This window comes from Isoptericola chiayiensis (genome assembly GCF_013149805.1).
In the GTDB taxonomy this organism is placed as follows: Bacteria; Actinomycetota; Actinomycetes; order Actinomycetales; family Cellulomonadaceae; genus Isoptericola; species Isoptericola chiayiensis.
In genome coordinates, this window is the sequence record NZ_JABEZT010000009.1 from 92,270 (window position 1) to 107,047 (window position 14,778).

At 75.0% G+C, this 14,778-nt stretch carries 14 protein-coding genes; 10 read left to right on the top strand and 4 right to left on the bottom strand.

Annotated elements, in window-relative coordinates:
• Genes HDG68_RS14710 through ccsB form a run of 3 tightly spaced genes read left to right on the top strand, consistent with a single transcriptional unit; the run spans position 1 to position 3,550 of the window.
• The gene (locus HDG68_RS14710) at positions 1-795 is read left to right on the top strand and encodes a cytochrome c biogenesis CcdA family protein (RefSeq protein WP_172153386.1); all 795 of its coding nucleotides are present in this window, start codon (positions 1-3) and stop codon (positions 793-795) included.
• Positions 795-2,573: a cytochrome c biogenesis protein ResB gene (gene resB / locus HDG68_RS14715; protein WP_172153388.1), complete on the top strand. Its 1,779-nt coding sequence runs from the start codon at positions 795-797 to the stop codon at positions 2,571-2,573. Before HDG68_RS14710 ends, resB begins: the two co-directional genes overlap by 1 nt.
• Positions 2,574-2,575: 2 nt before the next feature.
• Positions 2,576-3,550 (top strand): c-type cytochrome biogenesis protein CcsB, encoded by a 975-nt coding sequence (ccsB, locus tag HDG68_RS14720; RefSeq protein WP_172153390.1) that lies wholly within the window; start codon positions 2,576-2,578, stop codon positions 3,548-3,550.
• A gap of 226 nt (positions 3,551-3,776) precedes the next feature.
• Here the strand turns inward: ccsB and HDG68_RS14725 are convergent, their stop codons facing one another.
• Positions 3,777-4,130, bottom strand: a complete 354-nt coding sequence (locus HDG68_RS14725) for a PLD nuclease N-terminal domain-containing protein (protein ID WP_172153392.1) — start codon at positions 4,128-4,130, stop codon at positions 3,777-3,779.
• A gap of 69 nt (positions 4,131-4,199) precedes the next feature.
• On the opposite strand from HDG68_RS14725, the gene HDG68_RS14730 reads away from it, so the two are divergent.
• On the top strand, positions 4,200-4,532 hold the full coding sequence (locus HDG68_RS14730; RefSeq protein ID WP_172153394.1) for a DUF4229 domain-containing protein: 333 nt from the start codon (positions 4,200-4,202) through the stop codon (positions 4,530-4,532).
• A gap of 17 nt (positions 4,533-4,549) precedes the next feature.
• Here the strand turns inward: HDG68_RS14730 and HDG68_RS14735 are convergent, their stop codons facing one another.
• Both HDG68_RS14735 and HDG68_RS14740 read right to left on the bottom strand, forming a co-directional pair.
• Entirely contained in the window at positions 4,550-5,419 is an 870-nt protein-coding gene (locus HDG68_RS14735) for a 1,4-dihydroxy-2-naphthoate polyprenyltransferase (protein WP_172153396.1), read from the bottom strand.
• Positions 5,420-5,430: 11 nt separating this feature from the next.
• Positions 5,431-6,576, bottom strand: coding sequence for an AMP-binding protein (locus tag HDG68_RS14740; RefSeq protein ID WP_172153398.1), 1,146 nt, complete (start codon positions 6,574-6,576; stop codon positions 5,431-5,433).
• Positions 6,577-6,675: 99 nt separating this feature from the next.
• Between HDG68_RS14740 and HDG68_RS14745 the strand changes: the two genes are divergently transcribed.
• Positions 6,676-7,755 (top strand): DUF3048 domain-containing protein, encoded by a 1,080-nt coding sequence (locus HDG68_RS14745; RefSeq protein ID WP_172153400.1) that lies wholly within the window; start codon positions 6,676-6,678, stop codon positions 7,753-7,755.
• A 37-nt stretch (positions 7,756-7,792) separates the two neighbouring features.
• A complete protein-coding gene (locus tag HDG68_RS14750; RefSeq protein WP_172153402.1) occupies positions 7,793-8,860 on the top strand; it encodes a DUF3048 domain-containing protein in 1,068 nt (355 codons plus the stop codon).
• Here HDG68_RS14750 and HDG68_RS14755 read toward each other — a convergent pair.
• Positions 8,854-9,840, bottom strand: a complete 987-nt coding sequence (locus HDG68_RS14755; RefSeq protein ID WP_343037605.1) for a 1,4-dihydroxy-2-naphthoyl-CoA synthase — start codon at positions 9,838-9,840, stop codon at positions 8,854-8,856. The genes HDG68_RS14750 and HDG68_RS14755 overlap by 7 nt on opposite strands.
• A gap of 106 nt (positions 9,841-9,946) precedes the next feature.
• On the opposite strand from HDG68_RS14755, the gene HDG68_RS14760 reads away from it, so the two are divergent.
• The 4 genes from HDG68_RS14760 to HDG68_RS14775 all read left to right on the top strand — a co-directional run bounded on the left by HDG68_RS14760 (position 9,947) and on the right by HDG68_RS14775 (position 14,675).
• A complete protein-coding gene (locus HDG68_RS14760) occupies positions 9,947-10,129 on the top strand; it encodes a hypothetical protein (RefSeq protein WP_172153252.1) in 183 nt (60 codons plus the stop codon).
• A gap of 62 nt (positions 10,130-10,191) precedes the next feature.
• Positions 10,192-11,202, top strand: coding sequence for an o-succinylbenzoate synthase (locus tag HDG68_RS14765; protein WP_343037606.1), 1,011 nt, complete (start codon positions 10,192-10,194; stop codon positions 11,200-11,202).
• Complete coding sequence (menD, locus tag HDG68_RS14770; RefSeq protein WP_172153405.1) at positions 11,199-13,004, top strand: 2-succinyl-5-enolpyruvyl-6-hydroxy-3-cyclohexene-1-carboxylic-acid synthase; 1,806 nt, start codon at positions 11,199-11,201, stop codon at positions 13,002-13,004. Before HDG68_RS14765 ends, menD begins: the two co-directional genes overlap by 4 nt.
• Positions 13,005-13,103: 99 nt before the next feature.
• Positions 13,104-14,675 (top strand): S1C family serine protease, encoded by a 1,572-nt coding sequence (locus HDG68_RS14775; RefSeq protein ID WP_172153406.1) that lies wholly within the window; start codon positions 13,104-13,106, stop codon positions 14,673-14,675.
• The last annotated feature ends 103 nt before the right edge of the window (positions 14,676-14,778 follow it).

Below are 14,778 nucleotides of genomic sequence, written 5' to 3' on the forward strand. Positions count from 1 at the left end.
ATGGGGGAGCTCTTCGCGAACACCGCGGTGAGCGGCTCGATGCTGCTGGCCGTCCCGGTCGCGCTCGTCGCCGGCATCGTGTCGTTCGCCTCGCCGTGCGTGCTGCCGCTGGTGCCCGGCTACGTCGGGTACGTCGGCGGCATGGCCGCGGCCAACGCGGGAGCGGCACCGTCCGGCGCGGGCGGGACGACGACGGCGGCACCGCCCGTCGCACCGTCACGTGCCCGCGTGGTCACGGGCGTCGGCCTGTTCGTGCTGGGGTTCACGGCCGTGTTCGTGGCCCTCATGGCCGCGGCCGGCGCCGTCGGATCGGTGCTGGTGCGCTACGAGGACGTGCTCACCCGGGTGCTCGGCGTGGTCGTGATCCTCATGGGGGTCGCGTTCCTCGGCGGCATCGGGTTCCTGCAGCGCGAGCGGCGCCTGCACGTCAGCCCGCGCGCCGGCCTGTGGGGCGCACCGCTGCTCGGCGTGGTCTTCGGCCTCGGCTGGACCCCCTGCCTGGGGCCGACGCTGGCGGCCGTGCAGTCCCTCGCCCTGGACGAGGCGTCCGCGACCCGCGGGGTCGTGCTCGGCATCGCCTACTGCGTCGGGCTCGGCGTGCCGTTCCTGCTCGTGGCGCTCGGGCTGCAGTCCTCCCGGCGGATGCTCACCGTCCTGCGGCAGCACCGCCTCACGATCATGCGCGTCGGCGGCGGGCTGCTGATCGCCATCGGCCTGGCCATGGTGACCGGGCTGTGGGGCACGGCGACGAGCATGCTGCAGAGCTGGATCAGCGGATACACGACGGTGGTGTGATGAGCGGGCAGACCTATCGTCCCGAGGGGATCGCGGACGACTTCACCACCGGCGAGACCGCCGCGGACCGCGCCGACGCCGCGACCGGCGCCGCGGCCGGGACGAGCGCGACCGGGCCCGGAGACGGCGCCGGACGTCCGCCGTCGGGCACCCCGAAGGCACCCCGGCTCGGCTGGCGGGGCATGCTGCGCTGGACCTGGCGCCAGCTCACCTCGATGCGCGTGGCGCTCATGCTGCTCATGCTGCTCGCCGTCGCCGCCGTGCCCGGGTCGGTGTTCCCGCAGCGGCCCCAGGACCCGGCCGCCGTGGTCGAGTACCTCGGCGAGCACCCCACCGCGGGGGAGTGGCTCGACCGGTTCGGGTTCTTCGACGTCTACTCCTCGCCGTGGTTCTCGGCGATCTACCTGCTGCTGCTCGTGTCCCTGGTGGGCTGCATCGTGCCGCGCACGATCTCCCACGCCAAGGCGCTGCGGAACCGTCCCCCGCGCACGCCGGCACGGTTCGAGCGGTTCCCGGCCACGGCGTCGGGCACGACGTCGGCCGCCCCGGACGAGGTGACCGGCGCGGTCGCCGCCCACCTGCGCGGACGCGTGCGCCTGCTGCCGACCTTCCGCGTGGACACCGGCACCGAGGACGCCCGGCCGGCCCGCGGCAAGGTGCCGGCCCGTCCGGCGTCGCGCACCGTGGCCGCCGAGCGCGGCTACCTGCGCGAGACCGGCAACCTGCTGTTCCACCTCGCGCTCGTCGGGCTCGTGATCTCCGTGGGGATCGGCCACCTCATGCAGTACCGCGGCCAGGCGATCATCACCGAGGGGCGCGGGTTCGCCAACGCCGTCGTCGACTACGACACGTTCGAGTCCGGCGCCTGGTTCGACCCCGAGTCGCTGGTGCCGTTCTCCATGACGCTCGACGCGTTCACCTCGGAGTTCGCCACCGACTCGGTGGCGTTCGCCCAGTCGCGCGACTTCACCGCCGACGTGACCGTCACCGAGCCGGACGGCTCGTCCTCCGAGCACCAGATCAAGGTCAACCACCCGCTCGAGATCGACGGCGCCAAGATCTACCTGCAGGGCAACGGCTACGCCCCGGACATCACCGTGACCGACGCCGAGGGGGCCACCGCATTCAGCGGCCGGGTGCCGTTCCTGCCCGAGGACCAGCTCTACACCTCGCGCGGGGTCGTCAAGGTCCCGGACGTCTCCGAGGGGCTCGACCAGATCGGGCTCATCGGGTACTTCCTGCCGACCGCCGTCATCAACGACGACGGCACCGCCGAGTCGGTGTTCCCGCTGCCCACGGACCCGCTGCTCGTGCTCGAGGTGTACCGCGGCGACCTGGGCCTCGACGAGGGCGTGCCGCAGAACGTCTACCGCCTCGACACCGCCGACCTCGAGGCGTCGGTGGACGAGGACGGCGAACGCGTCACCCTGCTGCTCGAACCCGGCGACTCCGTCGAGCTGCCCGACGGCCTCGGCACCGTCGCGCTCGGCGAGGTCGTGCCGCGGTTCGTCGCCCTCGACCTGCGCCACGACCCCTCCTTGGCCTGGGTGCTGAGCTTCTCGCTGCTCGCGCTGGTCGGCCTGACCGGGTCGCTGTTCCTGCCCCGTCGCCGGATCTGGGTGAGAACATGGACGTCCGACGGCGTCACCCGCGTCGAGGTCGCCGGCCTCGCGCGGGGGGACGACGCCGGGTTGTCCGGCGAGGTGGAGCGCACCCTGGCCGCGGTCCCCGGCATCGAGACCGACGACCGTCCTGCTGACGAGAACACGGAAGGCTGACCATGGAGATCGCCGAGCTGAGCGACCTGCTCGTGTGGGCGGCGGCGACGACGTTCGCCATCGCGATGATCGCGTTCGCGATCGACCTGGGCCGACGCGGCGACGAACGCATCGAGGCCCGCTCGGAGGCCCGTGCCGCCGTCGTGCCTGCGGGCGCCGACGCCGGGACGGTGCCGGACGAGGCACCTGCGGCCGGTGACGTGCCGGCCGCGCCGCGCCGTCGGGCCGCCGGCATCGGGGTCTCGACGTCCTGGCTGGGCACCGGCCTGCTGCTGCTCGGGATCGTGTTGCGCGGCGTGGCCGCCGGCCGCACGCCCTGGGCCAACATGTACGAGTTCACGCTCGTCGGGTCGTTCATCGCGATGGTCGTGTTCCTCGTGCTGAACCTGCGCCGCGACGTGCGGTTCCTCGGCGCGTTCGTGACGGGCATCGTCACCCTGTTCCTGGTGGTCGGCCTCAACTCGTTCCACGTCGCGGCCACCGGCGTGCAGCCGGCGCTGCAGAACTACTGGTTGGTGCTGCACGTCGGTGTCGCCATCGCCGCGACCGGCATCTTCACCGTGTCGTTCGTGATGTCCGCGCTGCAGCTGCTGCGCGACGGGCGGGACTCCGGCACCCCGTTCCTGACACGGCCCGGCTTCCGCTGGCTGGACCGGATGCCCACGCCCGGCACGCTGGAGTCGATGTCCTTCCGGCTCAACGCCGTCGGGTTCGTGATGTGGACCTTCACGATCATCGGCGGCGCCATCTGGGCCGAGGACGCCTGGGGCCGCTACTGGGGCTGGGACCCCAAGGAGGTCTGGAGCTTCGTCATCTGGGTGGTGTACGCCGCCTACCTGCACGCCCGCACCACGCGCGGCTGGTCCGGGCGGCGGGCCGCATGGTTCGTCGTCGTCGGCTACGCCTGCGTGCTGTTCAACTTCACCGGCGTGAACCTGATCTTCAACGGCAAGCACTCGTACTCGGGCATCAGCTGACGGCCCCCCGCGAGGTAGGCAAACCCGCCGCGAGGTAGGCAACTTATCCGCGACGTAGGCAACTTCTCCGCGAGGTAGGCGTGGCGTGCTCGACGTAGGCACGGGCCTGGCCGCCGCGTACGTCAACAGTTCGCTGCGGCGCGCCGACGTGGGGTTCCTGCTTGCCTACCTCGGCGGAAGGTTGCCTACCTCGCGAGAACGTTGCCTACCTCGCGAGGGGCCGCGGTCAGCGGGCGCCGTCGCCGGGGCTCGCGGGTCCGTCGCCGTCGCCGCGGCGCTCCTGGCGGCGCTTCTCCTGCTCGAGCCGCCACAGGAAGTCGGGGTCGTCGTCCGGGGCGACCGGACCCGAGGGGCGTCGCGGCCCGCGACCCGGCCGAGCGGTGCGCCCGCCGTTGCCCCGCCGTCGTGCGCGCCTGGTGACGATCCAGGTGATCGGCCCGAACACGGGCAGCAGCACGATGATCAGCACCCACAACCACGTGGGCAGGCCGCCGCGATCCTCCTCCTCGGACCCGGACAGGTCGGCGAGGCTGTAGACCATCAGGCCGACGACGACGAGGCCCACCACGACGCGGAACATGCCCCCAGCGTAGGCCGATTCACACCCGGCCAACGAATCGCGGCCCTGCCGCACCCGTACCCTGGAGGGGTGCCTCTCGTCATCTACACCGTGCTGCGCCTGGGGATCTTCGCGGGCGCGATCGGACTGGGCTACCTCGCCGGGCTGCGCGGGCTCCTGCTCCTGCTGCTCGCCGTCGTGGTGGCGTTCGCCGTCTCCTACCTGGCGCTGCCGCGGCAGAAGGACGCCGCGGCGGCCTGGCTCGCCGAGCGGGCCCAGCGGCGCGCCGATGCCAAGGGCGGTGGCAAGCAGGGCATCGACCGCGTCATCGACGAGGACGCCGCGGCGGAGGACGCCGCGTTCGACGACCCCGCGCCCCGTGGCCCGGCGGTCGACGACCCCGCCTCGCGGGGCGAACGCTAGCGAGGCCGCCGGGGGACTCAGAGCGCCAGGCCGAGCCCCAGCAGCACGCCGTAGGCCAGCTCGAACATCCCCGTGCCGGCCAGCACCGGCACGAGCGCACGCCCGTGCGCCCCGGCCACGACCGGCAGCACGAGCAGCACGGTCGGCAGCAGCAGCACGGCGGTGAGGAACGCCCACGGGTTCCAGATCGCGCACGCCAACCCGAGCAGCACGGCCACCACGATCCACAGCGCGAACAGCCGCCGCGCCCGGTGGTCCCCGACCCGCACGGCGAGGGTCCGCTTGCCGGCGACGACGTCGGTCGGGATGTCGCGGATGTTGTTGACCATCAGCAGGGCGCAGGCGATGAGTCCCACGCCCACGGCGCCGAGCACGGCGGGCCAGGTGAGACGGTCGGCCTGGGTGTACGTGGTGCCGAGCGTGGCCACGAGGCCGAAGAACACGAAGACACCGACCTCGCCGAGCCCCGAGTAGCCGTAGGGCCGCTTCCCGCCCGTGTAGTACCAGGCGGCCAGCATGCACAGCGCCCCGACGGCGATCAGCCACCAGTGCCCGGACACGGCGCAGAGCCCGAGCCCCAGCAGCCCGGCGACGCCGAACGCCCCGAACGCCGCCCCCTTGACGTGTCCCGGTCGGGCGATGCCCGACGCCGTCAGCCGCAGCGGCCCGACCCGGTCGAGGTCCGTGCCACGGACACCGTCGGAGTAGTCGTTCGCGTAGTTCACGCCGATCTGCAGCGCCAGGGCCACCCCGAGCGCGAGCACCGCGGGCAGCCAGGCGAACGCGTCCACCTGGGCTGCGGCTCCGGAGCCGACCAGCACGGGGGCGGCCGCGGCGGGCAGCGTGCGGGGGCGGGCCCCGGCGACCCATTCGGCGGGCGTGGCCATGCGTGCTCCTCTCAGCGGGTGCGGTCGCGCACCAGGTCGACGACGGCGGCCCGGTCGACCTTGCCGGGTCCGCGCAGGGGGAGCGCGGCGACCCGGTGCACCTGTCGTGGGGCGGCAGCGCGGCCCAGCCTAGCCGCGACGACGTCACGGATCCGAGCGAGCTCGTCGGCGGCGCCCTGCGTGCCGTCGCCGCGCTCCGGAGCACCGGCGTCCCCGGCGACGACCGCGACGACCCGCTGCCCCCACTCGGGGTCGGGGACGCCGACGACGCACACCTCGGCGCCGAGCGCCTCGCTCAGCACCGCCTCGACCGCGGCGGGCGCGACGTTGACCCCGCCGGTGACGATGACGTCGTCGGCCCGCCCCAGGACGGTCAGCACGCCGTCGTCGTGGGTGCCGAGGTCGGACGTGCGGAACCAGCGCCCGTCGGGTCCGTCGTGGAACGCCGCGGCGGTGGCGGCGTCGTCGGCGAGGTACCCGGTGGCGAGGACCGGCCCGGCGATCTCCACGACGCCCGTGGCCGCGATCCGCAGCCGGACGCCGCCCAGGGGGACGCCGTCGTAGACGCACCCGCCCGCGGTCTCGGACATGCCGTAGGTGCGCACCACCGGCACCCCGGCGTCGAGGGCGCGCTCGCGCAGCCGCGGCGGGGTGGCGGCGCCGCCCAGCAGGACCCCGCCGCACCGGGTGAGGGCCTGCAGCGCGGCCGGTGCGCCGCCGTCGGCCGCGTCGACGACGCGGTGCAGCTGCGTGGGCACCAGCGAGACGTAGACGGGGTCGGCGCCGGCCAACGGTGCGCGCAGCGCGGCGGCGAGACCGTCGGGGGAGAACGGTCCGGGCGGTGCGACGTCCAGGGGCGTCCCGGCGAGCAGCGACCGCACGATCACCTGCAGCCCCGCGACGTGCGTCGGCGGCAGCGTCAGCACCCACCGTCCCGGGCCGCCGAGCCGGGTGTGCGTCGCCGCTGCGGAGGCCCGCAACGCGGCCGCACCGAGCAGCACCTCCCGGGGCGTCCCGGTGGACCCGGAGGTGCGCACCACCAGGGCGGTGCCCGACGGCGGAGCCTGCGCGGACAGCAGCGGCAGCGGCACGACGGCGGGCCCGCCGTCCAGGGCGTCGCGGACGGCGCCGACGAGGTCGTCGAGGTCGGTGCTCACGGGCACACGATAGGCGGCGTGCTCGTGTTCGGCGGCAGCGCGCGGGGCTCGTACAGTAGGTCCACCCCGCGCGGCGGAGCCGGGGCGGAGGAGGTCGCGATGCGACGCACGGGCCGGGTGGTCGCGGCGGTGGTGGCCGCGACGCTGGCGCTCGCCGGCTGCGCGCCCCAGGAGGCTCGCCCGGCCGCGCAGGTCACGGTGGCGCCCGACACGGCCCGCGCCAAGATCGGCCCGCCCGCCCCCGTGGTGCCGACCCCGCCGGAGCCGAGGCCGCAGCCGGCCCGCTGGCCCCTGACCGGCGTGAAGACAGGCACGAAGAAGGTCCCGGCACGTCCGGCGGTGTCGGTCAAGATCGAGAACTCGGCGGCCTCCCGCCCGCACACGGGGCTGCACCGGGCCGACATCGTGTGGGAGCAAGTGGTCGAGGGCGGCATCAGCCGGTTCGTGGCCACCTACCACTCGGATCTGCCGCGCGAGGTCGGCCCGGTCCGCTCCGTCCGCCCGATGGACCCGGCCACGGTGGCCCCGCTGCGCGGCATCCTGGCGGCGTCGGGCGGGCAGGGACCGTTCCTGCGGGCGGTGGAGCGCAGCGGCACCCAGCTGCTCACCAACGACGACGGCGACCGCGGGTTCTGGCGGTCCTCGGCCCGGTACGCGCCGCACAACGTGTACGGCGACGTGCGCACGTTCGCGCGGCAGGCCGACAAGCGGCGCGCCGAGCCGCCGAAGGCGCAGTTCGCCTACGCCACGACGGCGAGGAAGGCGACGGCGCGGCAGCACGGCTCGCGCGGGCGGGTCGCGGACGTGCGGCTCTCCCCGGCGCAGCGCACCACCTGGACGTGGCGCGGCGGTGCCTACCGGCGCAGCGACGACGGCCGGGCGTCGATGTCGTCCGGCCAGCGCGTCTCGGCACGCAACGTGCTGGTGCTGAGCGTGCGGGAGACGAACACCCGCTACCGCGACCCGAGCGGTGCGCCGGTGCCGAAGGCCGAGCTGGTCGGGCGCGGCAAGGGCGTCCTGCTCGGCGGGGGCAAGGTGGTGAAGGTCCGCTGGTCCAAGCAGGGCGCGCGCAAGCCGTTGCGGCTCGAGCGGCCGAACGGCAAGCAGGTGCTGCTCGCGCCGGGGACGACCTGGGTGGAGCTGGTTCCTCGTGGTGACGGTTCGTGGCGCGTGACCTGACCTAGAGTGTGCGCCAGCACACACCCGGGAGGTCCCGATGGCTCGACGCACGGTCCGCGGCGCAGCGGTGACGGCCGCGCTCGCACTGGTCCTGACCGCCTGCTCCGGAGGCGACCCGGCCCCGGCGCCGACGACGACGGTCCAGGCGTCGGTCTCCGCGGCCAAGGCCTCGCCCCCGCAGCCGGACGCGCCGACCGTGTGGCCGCTCACCGGGGTCGAGACCGAGCAGGTCGCCGACCGGCCGGCGCTGGGGATCAAGGTCGAGAACTCGCCGCAGGCCCGCCCCCAGACCGGGCTGGAGGACGCCGACGTGGTGTGGGAGGAGGTCGTCGAGGGCGGGATCTCCCGGTTCCTGGCCGTCTACCACTCGACGATCCCGGACGCCGTCGAGCCGGTGCGTTCCGTGCGGCCCATGGATCCGGCGATCGTGGCCCCGCTGGACGGGATCCTGGCCTACTCGGGCGCGCAGCAGCCCTTCATCGCGGAGGTGCGTGCCTCGGGGACGCAGTCGGTGATCATGGACGCCGGCGACCCGGGGTTCAGCCGCGACCCCGCCCGGCCCGCGCCGCACGACGTGATCGGCGACCCGCAGACGTTCCTCGACCAGGCCGACGGCGAGCGGACCGTACCCCCGCCGGCGCAGTTCACGTTCGCGCGCGATGCCCGGCGTGCCACCGCCGCGGCCGACGAGGCCTCGGACGCGGGGCTGGAGGTGCGCCTGTCCCCGGCGCAGACGACGCGCTGGGCCTGGGACGCCGAGTCCGCCGCGTGGCTGCGCAGCGAGGGGTCGAGCCCGTCGATGTCCACGTCGGGCGTGCAGCACGCGGCGACGAACGTGGTCGCGCTGCAGGTGGAGGTGGTGAACACCTCCTACCGGGACGCCTCCGGCGCGGCGGTGCCGGAGACGCAGCTCGTCGACTCCGACGGCGTCGCCCTGGTCGCCAGTGCCGGCGGGTGGGTGGAGGCGCAGTGGTCCAAGGGCGCGCTCGGCGACCCGGTCGAGCTGACCCACGACGGCGAGCCGGTGGAGCTGGCCCCGGGCAGCACCTGGGTCGAGCTGGTGCCGCGCGACGGCGGTTCGTGGACCGCCGGTCCGGCTCAGTAGGCGTACGGGAAGCGCGACCAGTCGGGATCGCGCTTGGCGAGGAACGCGTCGCGGCCCTCGACGGCCTCGTCGGTGAGGTACGCCAGCCGCGTGGCCTCCCCGGCGAACACCTGCTGACCCACCAGGCCGTCGTCGGTCAGGTTGAACGCGAACTTCAGCATCCGGATCGCCTGCGGCGACTTGCCGGCGATCGTCAGCGCGTAGTCCAGCCCTAGGGCCTCCAGGTCGTCGTGCTCGGCGACCTCGTTGACCCCGCCCCACCGTTCGGCGTCGTCGGCGGAGTACTCGCGGGCCAGGAAGAAGATCTCCCGTGCCCGCTTCTGGCCCACCTGCTTGGCGAGGTAGGCCGAGCCGTAGCCGCCGTCGAACGAGCCGACGTCGGCGTCGGTCTGCTTGAACTTGCCGTGCTTGCGGCAGGCGATAGACAGGTCGGCCACGACGTGCAGCGAGTGCCCGCCCCCGGCGGCCCAGCCGTCGACGACGGCGACGACCACCTTGGGCATGGTGCGGATGAGGCGCTGCACCTCGAGGATGTGCAGACGACCTGCCCGGGCCGGGTCGACGGCGTCGGCGCCCTCGCCGAGGCGTCCGGCGTCGTCGGCCGTCGTGTACCGGTAGCCGGACCGGCCGCGGATGCGCTGGTCCCCGCCGGAGCAGAACGCCCAGCCGCCGTCCTTCGGGGAGGGGCCGTTGCCCGTGAGCAGCACCGTGCCGACGTCGGAGGTCATGCGGGCGTGGTCGAGCACCCGGTACAGCTCGTCGACCGTGTGCGGGCGGAACGCGTTGCGCACCTCGGGGCGGTCGAACGCGACCCGCACCACCGGCAGGTCCCGCACCTGCTCCGTGCCGTCGTCGGCGAGCGTGCGCTGCACGCCACGGTGGTAGGTGAGGTCGCTCAGGTCCTCGAACCCGGCGACGGTGCGCCATCGGGTCGGGTCGAACGTGGCAGAGACCTGGCGGGGGAGGGCGGCGTCGTTCACGCCCGACAGCCTAGGCGAGCCCGCCGCCGCGATTCCCACCAAGAGATCACCCGGCCACCGCGCGTCGTCGACTGGACCTGCACAACCAGAAGCGCACCATGGAGGTATGGACACGACGAACCAGATTCGATCTGAGGTCGCCGACCCGGACGAGGTCGTCGACGAGCTCATCGCCTACGACGCCGCCGAGGTGCGCCGCGCCACCGCCACGACCCAGTCCGTGCCGGTCGCGACCGTCCGTCGCGCGGGATGGTCGTACTCGACGCCGCCGGACGACTTCACGGACTGACGGCGCGGCCCGTCCGAGCCGTGGGCGCTGCCCCGCGGCCGGGTACCTCCTACCCTGAGGGCGTGCCCGACTCCCTGTCCGCGACGACGCAGCGCCGGTTCGCCTGGTCGACGCCGCTGCGCACCCGCTTCCGGAACCTGGACGCCCGCGACGGCCTGCTGCTGCGCGGCGACGCCGGCTGGGGCGAGCTGAGCCCGTTCTGGGAGTACGACGACGGCGAGTCCGCCGCGTGGCTGCGTGCGGCCCGCGAGGCGGCCGACGTCGGCTTCCCCGCCCCGGTGCGCGACGTCGTGCCCGTCAACGTGACGGTGCCGGCCGTCGGCCCCGACCAGGCCCGGCAGATCGTGCTCGCCTCGGGCGGCTGCACGACGGCGAAGGTCAAGGTGGGCCAGCGCCTCGCCGACGGCGCGGTGGAACCCGTCGAGGCGGAGCGCGAGCGCGTCGCCGCGGTCCGGGCGGCCTTCGACGAGCTCAGGACGCCCGGTGCCGCGATCCGCGTCGACGTCAACGGCACCTGGACCGTGGACGACGCCCTGCGGCGCGTGCCGCTGCTGGACGCCGCCGCCCGCGGGCTGGAGTACGTGGAGCAGCCCTGCGGCACCGTCGAGGAGCTCGCGGCCGTGCGCCGTGGCGTCGACGTACCGGTCGCGGCCGACGAGTCCATCCGCCGCGCCGCGGACCCCCTGCGCGTGGTGCGGGCCGAGGCGGCCGACGTCGTCGTCCTCAAGGTGCAGCCGCTCGGCGGCGTGCGCGCCTGCCTGGACCTCGCCGTGCAGGTGGGGCTGCCTGTCGTGGTCTCCTCGGCGCTGGAGTCGTCCGTCGGGCTGGCCGCCGGGGTGGCGCTCGCCGCGGCCCTGCCGGAGCTGCCCTACGCCTGCGGGCTGGCTACCTCCCAGCTCCTGACCCGGGACGTCACCGACCGACCGCTGCTGCCCGAGGGCGGCGCGCTGCCGGTGCGGCGCGTGGCACCGGACCCGGGGGCGCTCGCCGCCGTCGCGCCGTCCGCCGAGCTCGAGCAGCGGTGGTTCGCGCGCCACGACCGGCTCGCCGACCTGCTGGACGCCGCCGCATGAGCGACAGCCCGGCGGTCGACGCGGCCCGAGCCCTGGTCGCCGACCTCGCGGCCCAGGGCGTGCGCGACGTCGTCCTCGCTCCCGGCTCGCGGTCCGCACCCCTGGCCTACGCGCTCGCCGAGGCCGACGCTGCCGGCCTCCTGCGGCTGCACGTGCGCATCGACGAACGCTCGGCGGCGTTCCTCGCGCTCGGGCTGTCCCGCGGGTCGGGCCTGCGCCCGGCCGACGGCGGTACCCCGACGGACGCCGCGCCCGTCGCGGTGGTGACGACGTCGGGCACCGCCGTGGTCCACCTGCACCCCGCCGTGCTCGAGGCCTCCCACGCCGGGCTGCCGCTGGTGCTGCTCACCGCCGACCGCCCCCACGAGCTGCGCGGCACGGGCGCCTCCCAGACCACCGACCAGGTGGGGGTCTTCGGCGCCGCCGTCCGGCACGCCGCCGACGTCCCCGCCCCGGACGGTCGCCCCGGGGAGATCGACGACCTCCTGGCCACCGCCCGGCGGGCGCTCGCGGCCGCGCGAGGTCTGCGGGACCGGCACCCCGGGCCCGTCCACCTCAATCTCGCCTACCGTGACCCCCTGCACCCGTCCCACCCGGCCGGCGCCCCCATGACGCCGCGGCCGGGCGTCACGGTGGTGCCGCCGTCCCCCGGGCCCGGCGCCGACCCGGACCTGCCCGGCGATCCCGCGCGGACCGTCGTCGTCGCCGGCGACGGGGCGGGACCCGCGGCGCGCCGCCTCGCCGAGGCCCAGGGCTGGCCGCTGCTCGCCGAACCCACCTCGGGGGCGTGCGGCGGCCCGCAGGCCGTGGCCGCCTACCGGTCCGTGCTCGGCGCCGACGACCTCGCCGCCGACGTCGCGCACGTCGTCGTCCTCGGCCGCCCCACGCTGTCCCGACCCGTGCAGCGGCTGCTCGCGCGGCCCGACGTGACCGTCACCGTCGTGGCACCCGGCGGCGGCCCCTGGCCCGACGCCGCCCGCAACGCCGCCCGCGTGGTCGAGCGGCTCGCCGACCGCTGGTTCGCGACGCCCGCGCACGACGGCGGGGCGCCCGACGGCGGTGCGGCCGACGGCGGCGCGTTCGCCGCGCGGTGGCGTGCGGCGAGCGCGGCGGCCGCCACCCAGGTCGACGCCGTGACGCGCGACGTGTCCGCCCTCGCCACCGCCCCGTACGCGGCGCTCGCCGTCGCCCGGTCGGTCGTCGCCGCGACCGGCCCCGACGACGTCCTCGTGGTCGGCGCGTCCAACCCGGTGCGCGACGTCGACCTCGTGACCGGTCTCGACGCCGCCGTGGACGACCCGCCACCGCGGATCGTCGCCAACCGGGGGCTCGCCGGGATCGACGGGACGGTCGCGACCGCCACCGGTGTGGCGCTCGCCGCAGCCCGGCGCGGGCTGCGCACGCGGGCCCTCGTCGGCGACCTGACGTTCCTGCACGACGTCGGCGGGCTGCTGCGCGGCCCTGGCGAGGCCCCGGTGGAGCTGCAGGTCGTGGTGGTCAACGACGACGGCGGCTCGATCTTCGCGACGCTCGAGCACGGGAGCCTGGCGCGGTCCGGCCCCGCCGCGGCCGCCACCTTCGAACGCGTCTTCGGCACGCCCCACGGCGCCGACCTCGGGGCGCTGTGCGCCGGGTACGGCGTCGAGCACCGGCGGGCCGAGGACGTCGACACGCTCCGGGCGGCGCTCGCCGACCCGCCGCCCGGTGTGAGCGTCATCGAGGTGCGGGTGCCGCGCGCCGACCGCCTCGTGGAGTCCCGCGCGCTCGCGGACCGGATCGTGCGGGCGGTGCAGCGCCGCTGACCTGCGGTGGCGCGATTGACAGGGAATTCTCAGGTTCGGCCAAGGGGTGTTCAAGGAAGGCGGTGTTGTCTAGGGGCAGAACTTCGAGGAGGGCAACTCATGAGCACCGACAACAACACCGCACCGCAGCAGCCGTCGGACCCGCAGCACCCCGTCGACCACCCCACCACGCCGATCGCCGGTGGCCCGTCCGCCGGACCGGAGCAGGCGGCCCCCGCGCCGCAGGCAGCGGCTCAGCAGCAGGCGACGTTCGCCCAGCCCGCGCCCCCGCAGCACGGCTACGGCGCGCCCGCTCCGACGTCGTACCCGCCCTACCAGCAGGACTGGTCCCACCAGTACGCCGCGCAGACCGAGCAGCCGAAGCAGCGCACCCGCTGGGTGCCGCTCGTCGCCGTCGCCGCGGGTGCCGCCGTCGTCGCCAGCACCGCGACCGCCGGCCTCATCACCGTGCTCGACGACGGCACCACCACGTCCTCGCTCGCCGAGGTCGGGTCCTCGGAGCAGTCCGACGCCGCACCCGTGGCCAGCTCCACCAGCGAGAACCCCGACTGGCAGGCCGTCACCTCGGCCGTCGCCCCGTCCGTCGTCGCCATCCAGGTGACCAGCCAGGCCGGCGGGTCCGAGGGCTCCGGCGTCGTCATCGACGAGGCCGGGCACGTGCTGACCAACAACCACGTCGTCTCGGGTGCCGCGAACGACACCGTCCAGGTGACCCTGTCCGACGGTCGCCTGTACGAGGCGACCATCGTGGGCACCGACCCCACCACGGACCTCGCGGTCGTGCAGCTCACCGACCCGCCGGAGGACCTGCAGCCGGCGGCCTTCGGCGACTCCGACAGCGTCCAGGTGGGCGACTCCGTGCTCGCCGTCGGCAACCCGCTCGGCCTCGCCAACACCGCCACCACCGGCATCGTCTCGGCGCTCGACCGTCCGGTGGCCGCCTCCGGCGAGGACGGCAGCGACGTGGTCGTCACCAACGCCATCCAGATCGACGCCGCCGTGAACCCCGGCAACTCCGGCGGGCCGCTGTTCGACGCGCAGGGTCGCGTCATCGGCATCACGTCGTCGATCGCCACGATGTCGAGCGGCATGAACAGCTCGTCCGGGTCGATCGGCCTCGGCTTCGCGATCCCCGTCAACCTGGCGACGAACGTCTCCGACCAGCTCATCGAGGACGGCACCGCCGAGCACGCCTTCCTGGGCGTCTCGCTGACCGACGCGACCGCCGCGGCCGACGGCGTGACCCGCCGGGGCGCCGAGATCGTCGAGGTCACCTCCGGCTCGCCCGCCGCGGAGGCCGGTCTGCAGGCCGGTGACGTCATCGTCGCCGTCGACGAGGACTCGGTGAACGGCGCCGAGTCCCTGACCGCCTACGTCCGCGAGCGGGCGGCGGGGGAGTCCGCCACGATCACCTACGTCCGCGACGGGCAGACCGGCTCCGTCGACGTCTCGTTCGCGGTGCGCGAGGAGACCGTCTCGGACTCCGGGTCCTCCGGGTCCGAGGAGGGCTCCCAGGAGCAGCTTCCGGGCGACGGCGGCGGCGAGGGCACCTGGCCGGGCCAGGACGGCACCCGGCCGGGTCAGGAGCAGGACGGCTCGGACGACTCCGGCACGGACTCGACGCAGCCGGACAACATCCCCGAGTGGCTCCAGGAGCTGTTCGGCAACTGACCGACCGCCGATCTCCGCGGCGGCGCCTCACCCCCCCTCCGAGGCGCCGCCGCGGACCTGTGTGTCCGCCGGCCCCTCGGATCGGCATTCTGTCCCCGGGTCG